Below are 15,018 nucleotides of genomic sequence, written 5' to 3'. Positions count from 1 at the left end.
CACGCCCATACTTACATTTTCCAAATTCCAATAATGATGAGTAATACTCCAGGCAGGAATGTAAATTTTTGTAACCACTTCATATTTGATAAAACCGTTCCAAGTTTCATTCCAATAAATAAAAACAAAGAACTCATAACTGCAACTAATATCGCCATCATAGCGGGTGCATACCCTAATAAAGATGCACCAATTCCGGCACCAAATGAATCTACAGAAAGAGCTATACCAAGAAGTAATGCTTCTCCTGCAGAAATGGTGCCTGATTTATCAAAATCTGCAACAGTCGGTTTCCGTAAAATTTGAATCACTAGGCCTAGCGAGGCAATCTCTAATTTCCAGACCTTCTCCTCTTGCTTCGGTTCTTCTTTTTTCTCACTTCGAAAAAATTGATATAATACCCAAATCCCTATTCCAATAAGAACAAGCCCACCGATACGCGTTGCGATAACAGGTGAAAATACTTTCGCGATCATATGTCCAATTCCCATTGAAACAAGCATAACAGCCGCTGAACACATTCCGATAATTATAATTGATCTTAGTGGAATTCTTACGCTTCTTAAACCATATGTTAGCCCTACACTACAGCTATCTAAGCTTAATGTAAAAGCTAATAAAATAAGAGATAAATAAAGGTACATCGGTAAGCTCCTCCCTTATACATAGCTCTGCTGTATGTATATGACAAATGCCTATCCGATGTTATCTCTTTTCTATATTCTAGGCTGACAAATTGGGCAGTAATGCGTTCCTCGCCCGCCAACAACTGTTTTTTCTAATATCGTGCCACAAGTTACGCACGGCTCTCCCTTTTTCCCATATACATTTAGGAGTTCTTGGAACGAACCAATTTGCCCTTGTGAGTTGATATACGTCCGAATTGTACTTCCGCCACGCTTTACTGCTTCGCCTAGCGTTGTAACGGTAGCCTCATAAATTCGCTCAATTTCTTCTACTGTTAAAGACGAAGCTTCTCGTTCTGGATGAATTTGAGAACGGAATAAAACTTCATCTACATATATATTTCCAAGCCCTACTAAAAGACGCTGGTCCAGTAGCACAACTTTTATTTTACGATTTGTCTTTTGTAATCTTTCTTGTAAATACTGCGGTGTCATTTCAGCATCAAATGGCTCCGGACCTAAGTCAGCAAGAGGCATTTGGTTCATTTCTTCACCTTTCTTAAAGAGATGCATCGTACCAAACTTTCTCACATCTTTATAATGTAATTCCGTTCCATCTGTAAATAAGAAACGGACGTGCGTATGTTTATCAATCGGCTCATCCTCTTGATGCAGTAAAAACTTACCTTCCATACGCAAATGTGAAACAATGACATAATTCGTTACATATAAAAGCAAAAACTTTCCTCTTCGCTTTATATTTTCAATCTTCTCGCCTTTTAGCATTTCTTTAAAGATTTCTGCATCATCCGGTCGTTTCACTATTTTTGGATAAGTAACAATAACATCTTCAATCGTTTTTCCTGTTACAAGATTTTCAAGTGTCCGTCTGACGTTTTCAACCTCTGGTAATTCAGGCATTTCATCACTTCCTTATTTTGCGTCGTACCAAGTTGGACCGTAAGAATAATCAACTTTCAGCGGAACTGCAAGTTCAATCGCATGTTCCATTACTTCAGGTACAAGCTGCTCTAATTTTTCGATTTCTTCTTTTGGTGCTTCAAATATTAATTCATCGTGTACTTGCAGAAGAAGACGCGCTTGTAATCCTTCTTCTTCTAAACGATCTGCCATAATAATCATCGCTTTTTTAATAATATCTGCTGCAGTACCTTGAATTGGTGTATTCATCGCTGTACGCTCAGCGAAGCTACGCAAGTTAAAATTACGACTCGTAATTTCTGGAATATAACGGCGACGATTTAATAATGTAGCTACATATCCTTTTTGTTTCGCATCTTTTACGATGTCCTCCATGTATTCTTGTACACCAGGGAAACTTTCTAAATACTTTTCAATAAATTCCGCTGCTGCTTTTCTTGTAATTCCCAAGTTTTGTGAAAGACCATAATCACTAATACCATACACAATTCCGAAGTTAACAGCTTTCGCTTGTCGTCTCATATTTGAAGTTACTTCATCTTTTTCAACGCCAAATACATCCATAGCTGTTTTCGTATGAATATCCATGTCATGTTGGAACGCTTCAACTAGCCCTTTATCATTTGCAATATGAGCTAATACACGCAGTTCGATTTGTGAATAATCAGCCGCATACATAATCCATCCTTCTTCTGATGGAACAAATGCCTGACGAATCTTTCTTCCTTCTTCTAATCGAATCGGGATATTTTGCAAGTTCGGATCCGTTGAACTTAATCGACCTGTTTGCGTTAACACTTGATTAAAGCGAGTATGAATTTTAGATGAATCTTCATGTACAACTTTCAGTAAACCTTCAATGTAAGTTGAATTTAGCTTCCCTAATTGACGATAATGTAAAATATTTGGAATGATTTCATGGTGATTCATAAGCTTATCTAGTACATCAGCTGACGTAGAATAACCTGTTTTCGTCTTTTTAATAACCGGTAAGTTTAAGTTCTCAAACAGAATAACACCAAGCTGCTTCGGTGAATTAATATTAAATTCTGTTCCCGCAAGCTTATAAATTTCCTGTTCCATTTCCTTTAATCTACCCGCAAGTTCTTCTCCCATATTACGAAGACGCTCTGTATCAACTTTTACACCCTTTACTTCCATATCAGCTAATACACGTGCAAGCGGCAATTCTAATTCTGTAAACAGTTCATATTGCTCATTCTTCTTTAACTCTTCAACGAATGTTTGCTTTACATCATATAATACATGCACTTTACGAGCCACATGCTCCGCGACTACCTCTAACTCTGGAACCGCACGCTTCGCACCTTTTCCGTAAACTTCTTCATCTGATTTCACAGCATGCGTTTCTTTCATTTTCGCTACAGTACGGAAATCTTTATCTGTATCAGCCGGGTCAAGTAAATAAGCAGCGATTAATAGATCAAAGTCAATCCCTTGCATATCTATCCCATTCCATTTCAGTGCAACGATTGCACGCTTCGCATCAAATGTATGCTTTCTCATTTCTCCATCTGCAAGCCACTCTTTAAAAGCATCTGACTTAAGAGCAATGTCTGTCTGAATAAAGTAACATCCATTTTCATTTTGAATACCGAAACCTTGAATGTCTGCTTTATGATAGTTATCTTCTTGTACTTCAACGATAAGCGCACTATCTTGCTGAAGCATTTCTTCTGTAACTTCTTCCACAATATCAAATGTAATATCATCTAATTCAGCTGGAGCTGTTGCTTCTGGCGTAACGCCTAATTTATTTAAAAGAGATGTAAATCCTAAACTCTCGAACATTGGAATGACATCACTTGCTTCATATCCTTTATACACCATATCATCCACATGAACTGTAATCGGCGCATCTGTAATAATAGTTGCAAGATCCTTACTCATAAGAGCTTGTTCTTTATTTTCTTCCAGTTTTTCTTTTAATTTCTTCCCACTTACTTGATCTATATTTTCATACACCGCTTCAACCGTTCCAAACTGTGTTAACAATTTAATTGCCGTTTTTTCACCAACTCCTGGTACACCCGGTATATTATCTGACTGGTCTCCCATTAAACCTTTCATATCGATAATTTGCTTTGGTGATAAGCTGTATTTTTCAAATAAAGCTTCTTTCGTATATTCATCCACTTCTGTAATCCCTTTTCGCGGAATACATACAAGCGTGTTATCAGAAACAAGTTGAAGTAAATCTTTATCTCCTGAAATAACTTTTACACTTGCCCCTTGCTCACTCGCTTCTTTCGCTAACGTTCCCATGATGTCATCCGCTTCATAATTTTCTAATTCATAACGCGGTACATTGAACGCATCCAGCATCTCACGAATAAACGGGAACTGCTCTGATAATTCAGGTGGAGTCTTTTGACGTCCTCCTTTATACTCACTATACGTTTTATGACGGAACGTTGTTTTGCCTGCATCAAACGCCACTAACATATGAGTTGGCTTTTCTTCCTCTAATATTCTCATTAACATCATTGTAAAACCGTAAATTGCGTTCGTATGTATACCTTTGTCGTTATTTAAAAGCGGTAGTGCAAAGAAAGCACGATACGCGATATTATTACCATCTACTAATACGACCTTTTTTTCCAAAATTGAAACCTCCCCATACAAATTTGAAATGATTTTTTTCACAGAAAAAAACCGTTCCTTTCCTCTCTCTATATTAACATGACTAATAGAGAGAAGAAAAATAACGGCTATTTTCTTTCATATATAAAACAGACTTATATTGGCATAAAGGGAAGTGACGAGAACAGCTTAACTATTCTCGTCCAAAATTACTCCTTGGATGAAGGGGTTTTCATGTATTATATTAACAGAGCTTTATTAATATTTAATTAAGCCATTGTTAATATATTGTAAACATCCTTCATCCTATTTTTCAGTTGCTGATTTCGGTAAAACAACTGTAAACGTTGTCCCTTCTCCAACTTCACTATCTACTGTAATCGTACCTTGATGCGCCTCAACTAAATGCTTTACGATCGACAATCCAAGGCCGGTACCACCAGTATTTCTACTTCTTGCTTTATCCACCCGGTAGAAACGTTCAAAAATACGCGGAATTTCCTCTTTACTAATACCAATTCCAGTATCCGATACTTTTATATAAGCATTATATTTATCTTCCGCTAACTCTACTGAAACAACGCCTCCAGCCGGTGTATATACGATTGCGTTATTAATTAAATTAATAAAGATTTGTTTCAAACGACTTGGATCTCCAATAACAGAGGCACGTTTTAATACATTAACTTGTAAAGAGATTTCTTTTTCTCCTGCTTTATTATCAAGTACCATATGAATATCTTCAAGCAGCCCCTTCATATCAACGGTTCCCATATTTAATTTAAATCCTTGTTGTTCGATCTTCGACAAATCTAATAAATCTTCAATTAATCCTTGCATGCGCTCACTTTCTTTTAAAATAATGTGCAAGAAATGTTCGCAGAATTTTTTATTATCCATCGCTCCGTCTAAGAGTGTTTCTGAAAAACCTTTAATAGAAGTAATCGGTGTCTTTAATTCATGAGAAACATTCGCTAAAAAGTCTTTTCTCATTTGTTCTAATTTCTTTAACTCTGTTATGTCATGGAATACGAGAACAATCCCTTTCCATTCATGGTTTGTCCCGATAATCGGCGCTCCATATACTTCGAAATGCTTCCGTTCAATTCCAAGTGGCAATAACATTTGTTTACGCACTTTCACTTCTGTCATAAAGATTTCTTCTACAAGCTCAATAATTTCTGTATGATGAAACGATTCATAATATAAGCGATCTAAATATTCTTCATCTGTTACGTGGAAAGTTTCCTTATAAGAGCGGTTTACAAGGTTTATATATCCTCGGCTATCAATTAAAATCATTCCGCTTCCCATATTTTCAATTAACGTATGCAGACGATCTTGCTGCATTTCTTGTTCAAGTGTCATCTCTTGTAAATTTCGAGCTAAAATATTAATCGCTTTACTCAGCATCCCTGTTTCATCCGAATGACTTTCGTATGCACGTGCTTTATAATTGCCCTTTGCCAATTCAATTGCAACTTTCGTAACCGATTCAATTGGCCTAATATATTGCCCTGTAATTTTCATACCTAAAAATACAACTACGAGACAAGCAATGACAAATCCGATAATTAATAATCCCCACGTTTTTTGATGTACGTCTCTTAAAGGATCAATTATACTTTTCACCAAAATGTATCCTTGTTTTCCTTCTACATCTTGAACGAACACCGCATGATAAAATTCATTCTTTCGATCCGTTTCTTTCGTAATCACTTTACTTCGTTGTTTTGCCACTTCCGAAGAAAGTTCTTTAATCGTCTCTGGACTAAATGCCAATTCTTGTCCTTTTCTATATTGAACTTTCTTTTTTTCATCCAAAAATACGATAGAAGCTGGTATTTTTTCTTCTAACTTTTCAAATACGTATGGGTTTTTTAAGACATTATCAAAACCTTGCTCTTCTGCTAACGTCGCAACATACTCTGTCTCTTTTACCATTCTCTCTTTAGCATGATCTATATAGTAGTTTTCAAACACAGTTTCTAGTAATAAACCTAGTCCAACTAAAATAAATACAATAAGAGAAACAAATGTAAAAAGAAGCCTGGAACGAAATTTATTCATTCCCTTTTGGCTCCTCTAATTTATATCCTAAACCACGTATCGTTTTAATGTACGTCGGTTTTTTCGTATTTTGTTCAATTTTATCGCGCAAATGGCTAATATGAACATCAACAATTCGTGTATCACCAGCAAAATCGTAATTCCATACAGCACTTAGTAATTGATCACGTGTCAACACGCGACTTTTATTTTTCGCAAGATACACAAGTAGTTCAAATTCTTTTGGTGTTAATTCAAGCTTTCTTCCTTGGAAATAAGCCTCATAAAACTCCGGTAAAATTTTAAGTTCTGCAATTGTGATGCTATCTTCATCTGGCGCTTCTGCAACTTGTTCTTCTTGTTGTAATTTCGTACGGCGCAAAATCGCCTTCACACGAGCAACAACTTCTCTTGGACTAAATGGCTTTGTCATATAATCATCTGCCCCAAGTTCAAGGCCTAGCACCTTATCAAACTCATCATCTTTTGCCGTTAACATTAAAATCGGCGTCATAACGCGCTGCAATCGTAATTCTTTACACACTTCCATACCATCCATTTTCGGAAGCATTAAATCTAATATAATTAAATCTGGGCGTTCTGTTGTCGCTTTTTGAAGCGCCATTTCTCCATCCATCGCTGTTATAACTTCAAACCCAGCTTGTTGTAAATTAAATTCGATTAAAGTTAAGATAAATTCCTCATCATCAACTACTAAAATACGATTGTTCATTCTTTTCCTCCAAGTTATAGACTTGAAACCTTCTTCATCCTAGTATTTTCCCCGTTATTCTCATCATACTAGAAAACAAGGTCCCTCTCAATATAATTGTCTATTCATGGAGATCGTTTGTGTAGAATTGAGAAAATAGAAGTAATTACGATTCATCTGCAACTACACAGGATTTTGCCAAACTTTATAGATTGCCCTCTCTTCTTTAAAGCTCACTTCCGTATGAACTATAAAATCTTGATTTTGTGCTAGGAAAAACGAAAGAGCATACGCTATTTTATAATCTGGTGTTTCATATCCATCAAATACTCTCCCATACATTTCATTCGCAACCCCGTCTGCCCACACTTCAGCTTCTCTTACCGTTTCAAAGATCACGTCTTCTCTTTTCCACCTTACCTAAAAAACCACTCCTTTAATTGACTTCAATTACCGATAATTATATCATTAATCTTAATATATAAATTAATAATATACGGAGGTCTATTATGCGACTAATACTATCCATTCTATCTTTAGCAGTCACATGTATCCTTGCTTTTAACGCTCCGAGCTGGGATACGATTAAAACGGGGTGCTCAGAATTTGCTGAAGGGTTCAAAGAAGGGTTCTTCAACTAAAAATAGCGCTAGCATCCTTATGAAAGGTATGCTAGCGCTATTCATATTTTCATCTTTTTAAAAATTATCTAATGCTTTTTCCATAATAGAAACTGATTTAAAAGGTGGCGTTACTGTTAATGAACCTTTCACAACAGTTTCTCCTTTTTCATCATGAGCAGATACAAGCATATCAATTGTATGTTCCTCCTCAGAAACAGCCACAACTTCAAAGTGGATTTGTAACGTTTCATAATGGTGAACATGTTTCACGAATGTAAGGTCCTTTCTCGTAATATGACTTCCTGGACCCGGTAAATATTTCGTAACCGCCGTTGTAATCATTCCCGTTAGCATAATGCTTGGTACAATCGGCTTTTCATACGGAGTTTGGGATGCGTAATCATGCTGAATATATAATGGATTGGCATCATTCGTTAACCCTAAGTACAATAACAAATCTTTATCCTCAATTTTTTCAGTGATAGATAATTTCTCTCCTACTGTAATTTCATCCATTTTACGACCAATTTGAACTTTTTTCTTTAACATGTTACAACCCCCTCCGATTTTTTCACCTTATTATCCTACTAAAAGCGATACCTTATCCGAAATTTACTATGATGAGGGCAATGTATAGTATAAATCTACAGTTTCATTATAGGATATTACAAATGATAGCGTTTTCATATTATTTCAAAAAAACAATTCGGTAAATAGTAGAAAAAGATTCGGAATCCCGAATCTTTTTCACTACTATTCAATTATTAAACAAGAACTTTCATTACATTACGTACAGATTCTACAGAGCGATCTAACGCTTCTTTTTCATCTGCAAGAAGTTCTAATTCAATAATTTTTTCAATTCCGTTACCACCTAGAATTACTGGTACCCCTAAGTAAAGGTCACTATAACCATACTCACCTTCAAGGTACGCAATAGCTGGTAATATACGGCGTTGATCTTTTAAGATTGCTTCTGTCATTTCAACTAAAGAAGCTGCTGGTGCGTAATATGCACTACCGTTTCCTAATAAGCCTACAATCTCACCGCCACCTTTACGTGTACGTTCTACGATTGCTTCTAAACGCTCTTTCGGAATTAACGTTTCTAACGGAATACCGCCTGCATAAGAATAACGCACAAGAGGTACCATGTCGTCACCGTGTCCGCCAAGAACAAATCCTGTAATGTCTTTTACAGAAAGATTTAATTCTTGTGCGATGAATGTACGGAAACGAGCTGTATCTAATACACCCGATTGGCCGATTACACGCTCTTTCGGGAATCCTGCTTCTTTAAATACAGAATATGTCATTGCATCAACTGGATTTGTTAACACAACAATAATTGCATTTGGTGAATGTTTTGCAATGTCGCGCGTAATACTTTTCATAATTTTAGAGTTTGTTGCTACTAAGTCATCACGGCTCATACCAGGCTTACGTGCAATACCTGCTGTAATAACGACAACGTCAGAATCAGCAGTATCTGCGTAATCAGATGTTCCAATAATGTTAGCATCAAAACCTTGTACTGGGCTCGCTTCTAACATATCTAACGCTTTCCCTTTTGTTGGATTTTCCAGTTGTGGAATGTCCACTAATACAACATCTGCAAGTTCTTTTTGTGCTAATAAGAATGCCGTTGTTGCTCCTGTAAATCCTGCACCGATGACTGAAACCTTCTTGCGTTTGATTGTCATAATTTACCCCCCGCTTTAATTATGCGTTTTTGATTATCGCTACATCCATGTTTTTAATAAGTTCATTAGCGAACTCAGAACATTTCACTTCTGTTGCACCTTCCATTAAGCGTGCGAAATCATAAGTTACTACTTTTGAAGCAATTGTTTTCTCAACAGAAGCAGTTACTAATTTCGCAGCTTCGTTCCATCCTAAGTGTTCTAATAATAATACACCTGAAAGAAGAACAGAAGATGGATTTACTTTATCTAAACCTGCATATTTTGGAGCTGTACCGTGTGTAGCTTCAAAGATAGCATGTCCAGTCACATAGTTAATGTTTGCACCAGGTGCAATACCAATTCCACCTACTTGTGCAGCAAGTGCATCAGAGATATAGTCACCATTTAAGTTCATTGTTGCAACAACATCGAACTCACGTGGACGAGTTAAAATTTGTTGTAAGAAGATGTCTGCAATAGAATCTTTTACGATGATTTTTCCAGCCACTTCAGCGTCTGCCATCGCTTTATTCGCTGCATCTTTACCATCTTTTTCAACGATACGATCGTATTCAGCCCAAGTAAATACTTTGTCGCCAAATTCTTGTTCCGCTACTTCGTAACCCCAGTTTTTGAAAGCACCTTCTGTAAATTTCATAATGTTTCCTTTATGAACTAATGTAACAGAAGAGCGTTTTTCGTTAATTGCATATTGAATTGCAGCACGAACAAGACGCTTTGTCCCTTCTTCTGAAATTGGCTTAATACCAATACCAGATGTTTCTGGGAAGCGGATTTTATTAACACCCATTGCTTCTTTTAAGAAAGCAAGAACTTTTTCTGCTTCTGGAGATCCTTGCGCATATTCAATTCCAGCATAAATGTCTTCTGTATTTTCACGGAAAATAACCATATCAGTATCTTCCGGACGTTTTACAGGTGAAGGAACACCTTCAAAATAACGAACTGGACGTAGACATACATATAAATCTAATTCTTGACGAAGTGCTACGTTTAGAGAACGAATACCACCGCCAACTGGAGTTGTAAGTGGACCTTTAATCGCGATTAAATATTCACGAATTAAGTTTAAAGTTTCTTCTGGTAACCACTCGCCTGTTTGGTTGAATGCTTTTTCCCCTGCAAGCACTTCTTTCCAAACGATTTTCTTCTCACCATCATAAGCTTTTTCAACTGCTGCTTCTAGTACGCGAGATGCAGCTGCCCAAATATCAGGACCAATTCCATCTCCCTCGATAAACGGAATAATCGGATTGTTTGGTACATTCATAACACCATTAGTTACAGTAATTTTTTCACCTGTCGTCAATGTGATAACCCCCATGTTTGAAATTTCATATGTATGAAACTGAGGGAATAACCCCTCAGTTCAAACCGTTAGTCAAATTAAAATATTCTAATCATTACATCTTTCCGAAAAAATCAGACTTTTGAAAGCGTATTTTCACTATCAAAATAGTGTTATTCGCTTATCGTTGTGCAATTGGAACATACACTTGATGCGTTGGTCCATTATAATCAGCACGCGGACGAATTAAACGGTTGTTTTCATATTGTTCTAGAATATGAGCTAACCAGCCTGACATACGGCTAATTGCAAAAATAGGTGTAAATAAGTCATGGTCAATTCCTAAACAATGGTATACAGAAGCTGAATAGAAATCAACATTTGGTGGAAGACCTTTTTCTTTTGTTACAATGTCTTCAATTTTGATAGACATATTATACCATTTCTCTTCTCCTAAAAGCACGCATAATCTCTTAGACATTTCACGTAAGTGTTTTGCACGTGGATCACCCTGCTCATACACACGGTGGCCAAAGCCCATGATTTTCACTTTATTTTGAAGAGCATTATGAATATATGACTCTACATTTTCTTCTTCACCAATCTCAGTTAACATCTTCATTACATTCTCATTTGCCCCACCGTGAAGAGGACCTTTTAATGCACCGATTGCTGCTGTAATACCAGAATATACATCTGAAAGTGTAGCTACGCAAACACGTGCAGTAAATGTAGAAGCGTTTAACTCATGATCTGCATGAAGTACAAGCGCCTTATCAAAAGCTTCAATTTCAACTTCATTTGGCTCGCGATCATTTAACATGTACAAGAAGTTTGCAGCTAATGATAAATCCTTTCTTGGCTCAACAATATCTAAACCTTTACGGATTCTCGCGTAAGCAGCAACTAAAGTTCCGACTTGCGCCTGTAATTTAACCGCTTTCAAATAATTAGACTTTTCATCCATAATTTCAGCGCTCTCATCGTATAATGATAGCATGGAAATTGCAGTTCGTAAAACAGACATCGGATGTGCAATTTTTAAATCTACTTGTTTCAAATATGTTAAAATCTCACCTGGAACTTTATAGTATTCTGATACAATTTCATTAAATTCCGCTAGTTCTTTTTCATTAGGAAGCTTGCGGTGCCATAATAAGTACACTACTTCTTCAAACGTAGCATTCTCAGCTAAATCATCAATATTATACCCAACATAAGTTAATGTATCATCAATAATAGAGCTCACAGATGATGTTGTTGCTACTACCCCTTCTAAACCTCGAATAACAGTCATGACATTCTCTCCTTTTCCTGAAAATTCTCCCAACCTTGCTCCTTATATCTATTTGCTCCCCTTATGAATTATGAACGCCCGTTCACTCTTTAGGCAAGCAAAATGCACGATCATGCAAATTTGTTGCGATGTTCCCCTCTTATTGTCCATTGTCTACATGGAAAGCATGAGCGTGAATGTCTCCCCGAATCCTCACGCTCAAAACAACAAGTTAGTGAGGAAAATACATTCCGAAGAGTTTTATGATAAAAACAACATAAAACAATATCATTATAAAATTGTTTTATGTTATTTTTATTTTATCTGGTGTAAAGTCTCTGCTGTTATGTAACTTTTCAAAGTTTCTAATCCTATTATAAACAATTATCTGACTTTTGTGAACAGAAAGAATTCAAAAATTTTATATTACTATAAAATTCCTTATTTAAACATTTGTATAATACTCATAACCGCATAGGCAATTCCAGCCCCAATTAACGGACCAACAGCAACCCCATTAAATAGCGCAACCGCTATAATTGTCCCAAAAACAAGCGCAGTTGTAATGTGAGGATCCGTTGTCAACAATTGTACGCCGCCTTTCGCTAACAAAGCGACCGCTACACCTGAAGCTAAAGCAATCCACGCATAATAAGATTTTGCCGCTTCTCCAAGTTGTTTAAAACCTATTTCCCCCGTCGCAATTGGTACGAGAACCGCTATTGTAATGACCGTTACACCTAGGTTAATTCCTTTCGTTTGTAAATAAGGAAAGACCTTATCTCCTAAAAACGTAAACTTCAATAAAAATAACACACCAATAGCCACAGTAAGCGATTGGTTTTTAGCAATAAGTCCTATAATAAGTAGTATGAATAAAAATAACGTTGACTGACTAATCATGTTTGCACTTCCTTTCTGAAAATAATGAACTCATTTCCAAACAAAAATACCTTTAAACCTATCGTTATACATGCTATATCGATGCCTATTCAACATGAATCACTTCATTTTTTATGTATTTTAAAATGACAAACTGAGACTTTCACCATCAAAATTTAAGCGTGTATACATTTTAAAAAACGGGCGTCTCTTCTTTCTTTTCTAATTAGAAACAGGTAAAATAAAAAGAAGAGAAAATGAAGTTTTTACCATATAGTAGAAGCATCAACACCAAGCTTTCACAGTCACTCACATACTGAAAAAGCAGGAAAAATCCATCATTCCACTATAACATAAAGTGAAACTTTAATCAGTGGGGCATTTTCCACTGATTATTAGTTGAACCAATCGGGCTTTTACGGGCAGTTTATCTCCAGCTAACTCCTTTGATCCAGCCGCACTTCGGGTAGGAGATTTACTGCCCGTTAATGCGGGGTAAAGTGAAACTTTAATCAGTGGGGCACACTCGTTATAAGTTGAACGAATTAGGATAATCCAAATTGGAATGGGAGGTATACATCTTTGAACCGAAACTTACTATATATGATATTGCGACTCATATTTGTCATTGTAGCAACGGTAGCTGGGTTCTATGTATTACTATACATGTCAGGGCTTATCTATCCTTTTATTATCGCTTTTGCATTTGCTTATTTGATTAATCCTGTCGTCAATTTCCTTAATCAAAAACTACAATTTCCTCGCGCACTAGCAGTACTCGTTAGCTTAATTCTCGTATTTGGAGCTATCGTTGGACTTGTTACATATCTTGTGACTGAAGCAATATCTGCCACAACATACTTACTACAACTTGTTACAGTAAAGTTTCCAGATATCGTTACATTCGCTCAGCAATTTGCACTTAATCATATTATGCCTCTCTACGATGATTTAATCTCTAAATTTAATCATCTTGGAGAACCACAGCGCTATACAATTACACAAAACATTCAAAACTTAGGAACAGAGGCAACAACACAAATGAAAGAACTTTTAACCGCCATTATAAGCGGGTTAACGAATTTCATTAGTGCACTGCCAACAACTTTAACTGTCCTTGTATTCATTTTATTAGCCACTTTCTTCATTAGTTACGATTGGCACCGTCTTGCTCAGAAAGCAAGAAAATTGCTACCGAATCGTGTACATGGCTATGGAAAAACTATTTTTGTCGACTTAAGAAAAGCTTTGTTTGGTTTTGTGAAAGCACAACTTACACTCGTATCTATGACAACTGTCATTGTACTAATCGGGCTTTTAATATTACGCGTACCATACGCCATTACTATCGCGATTATTACAGGGGTTGTAGATTTACTACCATATTTAGGAACAGGCGCAGTCTTTGTTCCATGGGTTATATACGTATTTTTCACTGGCGATACCGCATTCGCCATTGGTCTTCTCATTTTATACATCGTCGTGATTGTCCAAAGACAAATTATGGAGCCGAAAGTACTTTCATCTAACATCGGTCTCGATCCATTAGCAACACTCGTCGCTCTATTTGTCGGCTTTAAACTTTTTGGCTTTTTAGGATTAATCATCGGCCCAGTCACCTTAGTACTACTTAATACATTACACAAAGCTAATGTCTTCCATGACTTGTGGAAATATATTAAAGGTTCACCTTCAAAATAATAGTTTCTAATTCATACACAACAAAAAACTTACCTGTAATCAGTGGGAAATTCCCACTGATTATTCCTTGTACTTATTTTTCATACTTATTACATAAAACAAGAGAATTGCACTCAAAAAAGATAATTCTCTTGTTTTTTTGCATGAAAAACGCATATTCCGTGGTGTTTTTACATATTTATTCTATTTATTTTATAATTATCATTTACATTTATTACTTTTTATGTAAATGAATAAATATACAAAATAGCATAAAATAAGACTTCAACTAACAATCTCCGCCTTTTTATATGAATTTTTTACACCAATCGTTCCTCTATATAAGAAAGCAAAACTTTAATTTAGCAGCGTTTCCCTCCATCTTATTCATCTAAATTAATAGCACTAAAAAATCACAAGTTTAATCGAAGTACACACAAGAGTTCAAACGAAAATTATATAGCAAATATAATAAGCGAACGTTTTGTTCATCCCCACTCATCATTCGCCCCACATCAGACACTTACGAGCAGCCCAGCTTTGAGATAGAAATTCCACCCCACAAATAGCGCGGTAAAGCAAAGCTTCAATCAGAAAATACCTCTCCTCTTACAAGACAAAAAAAATAGC

13 protein-coding genes are annotated in these 15,018 nt (G+C 36.1%); 2 read left to right on the top strand and 11 right to left on the bottom strand.

Annotation, left to right across the window (positions count from 1 at the left end; genetic code table 11):
* Positions 1-11: 11 nt before the first annotated feature.
* The 6 genes from ytaF to ACTFRU_RS26665 all read right to left on the bottom strand — a co-directional run bounded on the left by ytaF (position 12) and on the right by ACTFRU_RS26665 (position 7,332).
* Positions 12-644, bottom strand: coding sequence for a sporulation membrane protein YtaF (ytaF, locus tag ACTFRU_RS26690; protein WP_000281744.1), 633 nt, complete (start codon positions 642-644; stop codon positions 12-14).
* A gap of 72 nt (positions 645-716) precedes the next feature.
* Positions 717-1,547 (bottom strand): DNA-formamidopyrimidine glycosylase, encoded by an 831-nt coding sequence (gene mutM, locus ACTFRU_RS26685; RefSeq protein WP_001114478.1) that lies wholly within the window; start codon positions 1,545-1,547, stop codon positions 717-719.
* Positions 1,548-1,559: 12 nt separating this feature from the next.
* Positions 1,560-4,193: a DNA polymerase I gene (polA, locus tag ACTFRU_RS26680; protein ID WP_049107021.1), complete on the bottom strand. Its 2,634-nt coding sequence runs from the start codon at positions 4,191-4,193 to the stop codon at positions 1,560-1,562.
* Between the two features lie 285 nt (positions 4,194-4,478).
* Entirely contained in the window at positions 4,479-6,242 is a 1,764-nt protein-coding gene (phoR, locus tag ACTFRU_RS26675; protein WP_001032106.1) for a sensory box histidine kinase PhoR, read from the bottom strand.
* Positions 6,235-6,954: a two-component system response regulator PhoP gene (gene phoP, locus ACTFRU_RS26670; RefSeq protein ID WP_001065220.1), complete on the bottom strand. Its 720-nt coding sequence runs from the start codon at positions 6,952-6,954 to the stop codon at positions 6,235-6,237. Before phoP ends, phoR begins: the two co-directional genes overlap by 8 nt.
* A 162-nt stretch (positions 6,955-7,116) precedes the next feature.
* Complete coding sequence (locus tag ACTFRU_RS26665) at positions 7,117-7,332, bottom strand: hypothetical protein (protein WP_002041874.1); 216 nt, start codon at positions 7,330-7,332, stop codon at positions 7,117-7,119.
* A gap of 110 nt (positions 7,333-7,442) precedes the next feature.
* Here ACTFRU_RS26665 and ACTFRU_RS26660 point away from each other — a divergent pair, with 110 nt between their 5' ends.
* Positions 7,443-7,574, top strand: coding sequence for a hypothetical protein (locus tag ACTFRU_RS26660; RefSeq protein WP_001237022.1), 132 nt, complete (start codon positions 7,443-7,445; stop codon positions 7,572-7,574).
* Positions 7,575-7,631: 57 nt separating this feature from the next.
* Here ACTFRU_RS26660 and ACTFRU_RS26655 read toward each other — a convergent pair whose 3' ends face one another.
* The 5 genes from ACTFRU_RS26655 to ACTFRU_RS26635 form a co-directional block, all read right to left on the bottom strand.
* Positions 7,632-8,105: a MaoC family dehydratase gene (locus ACTFRU_RS26655; RefSeq protein ID WP_000914180.1), complete on the bottom strand. Its 474-nt coding sequence runs from the start codon at positions 8,103-8,105 to the stop codon at positions 7,632-7,634.
* Positions 8,106-8,320: 215 nt separating this feature from the next.
* Positions 8,321-9,259, bottom strand: a complete 939-nt coding sequence (mdh, locus tag ACTFRU_RS26650; protein WP_000153230.1) for a malate dehydrogenase — start codon at positions 9,257-9,259, stop codon at positions 8,321-8,323.
* A 19-nt stretch (positions 9,260-9,278) separates the two neighbouring features.
* Entirely contained in the window at positions 9,279-10,571 is a 1,293-nt protein-coding gene (gene icd, locus ACTFRU_RS26645) for an NADP-dependent isocitrate dehydrogenase (protein ID WP_000206898.1), read from the bottom strand.
* 160 nt (positions 10,572-10,731) lie between these two features.
* Complete coding sequence (citZ, locus tag ACTFRU_RS26640; RefSeq protein ID WP_000503652.1) at positions 10,732-11,880, bottom strand: citrate synthase; 1,149 nt, start codon at positions 11,878-11,880, stop codon at positions 10,732-10,734.
* A gap of 387 nt (positions 11,881-12,267) precedes the next feature.
* Positions 12,268-12,729 (bottom strand): DUF441 domain-containing protein, encoded by a 462-nt coding sequence (locus ACTFRU_RS26635; protein ID WP_000625507.1) that lies wholly within the window; start codon positions 12,727-12,729, stop codon positions 12,268-12,270.
* Between the two features lie 561 nt (positions 12,730-13,290).
* On the opposite strand from ACTFRU_RS26635, the gene ytvI reads away from it, so the two are divergent.
* The gene (gene ytvI / locus ACTFRU_RS26630) at positions 13,291-14,409 is read left to right on the top strand and encodes a sporulation integral membrane protein YtvI (protein ID WP_001081388.1); all 1,119 of its coding nucleotides are present in this window, start codon (positions 13,291-13,293) and stop codon (positions 14,407-14,409) included.
* Positions 14,410-15,018 lie beyond the last annotated feature (609 nt).

The organism is Bacillus cereus group sp. MYBK220-1, assembly GCF_051916445.1.
Classification (GTDB): domain Bacteria; phylum Bacillota; class Bacilli; order Bacillales; family Bacillaceae_G; genus Bacillus_A; species Bacillus_A cereus.
This window is presented reverse-complemented; position numbering and strand designations above follow the sequence as displayed.

What these genes read in the sequence shown, in the direction of transcription:
- ACTFRU_RS26660 (WP_001237022.1), top strand. Translation starts at nt 7,443, where the DNA reads ATGCGACTAATACTATCCATTCTATCTTTAGCAGTCACATGTATCCTT.
- phoP (WP_001065220.1), bottom strand. Translation starts at nt 6,954, where the DNA reads ATGAACAATCGTATTTTAGTAGTTGATGATGAGGAATTTATCTTAACT.
- mutM (WP_001114478.1), bottom strand. Translation starts at nt 1,547, where the DNA reads ATGCCTGAATTACCAGAGGTTGAAAACGTCAGACGGACACTTGAAAAT.
- mdh (WP_000153230.1), bottom strand. Translation starts at nt 9,259, where the DNA reads ATGACAATCAAACGCAAGAAGGTTTCAGTCATCGGTGCAGGATTTACA.
- ytaF (WP_000281744.1), bottom strand. Translation starts at nt 644, where the DNA reads ATGTACCTTTATTTATCTCTTATTTTATTAGCTTTTACATTAAGCTTA.
- ACTFRU_RS26635 (WP_000625507.1), bottom strand. Translation starts at nt 12,729, where the DNA reads ATGATTAGTCAGTCAACGTTATTTTTATTCATACTACTTATTATAGGA.
- phoR (WP_001032106.1), bottom strand. Translation starts at nt 6,242, where the DNA reads ATGAATAAATTTCGTTCCAGGCTTCTTTTTACATTTGTTTCTCTTATT.
- ACTFRU_RS26655 (WP_000914180.1), bottom strand. Translation starts at nt 8,105, where the DNA reads ATGTTAAAGAAAAAAGTTCAAATTGGTCGTAAAATGGATGAAATTACA.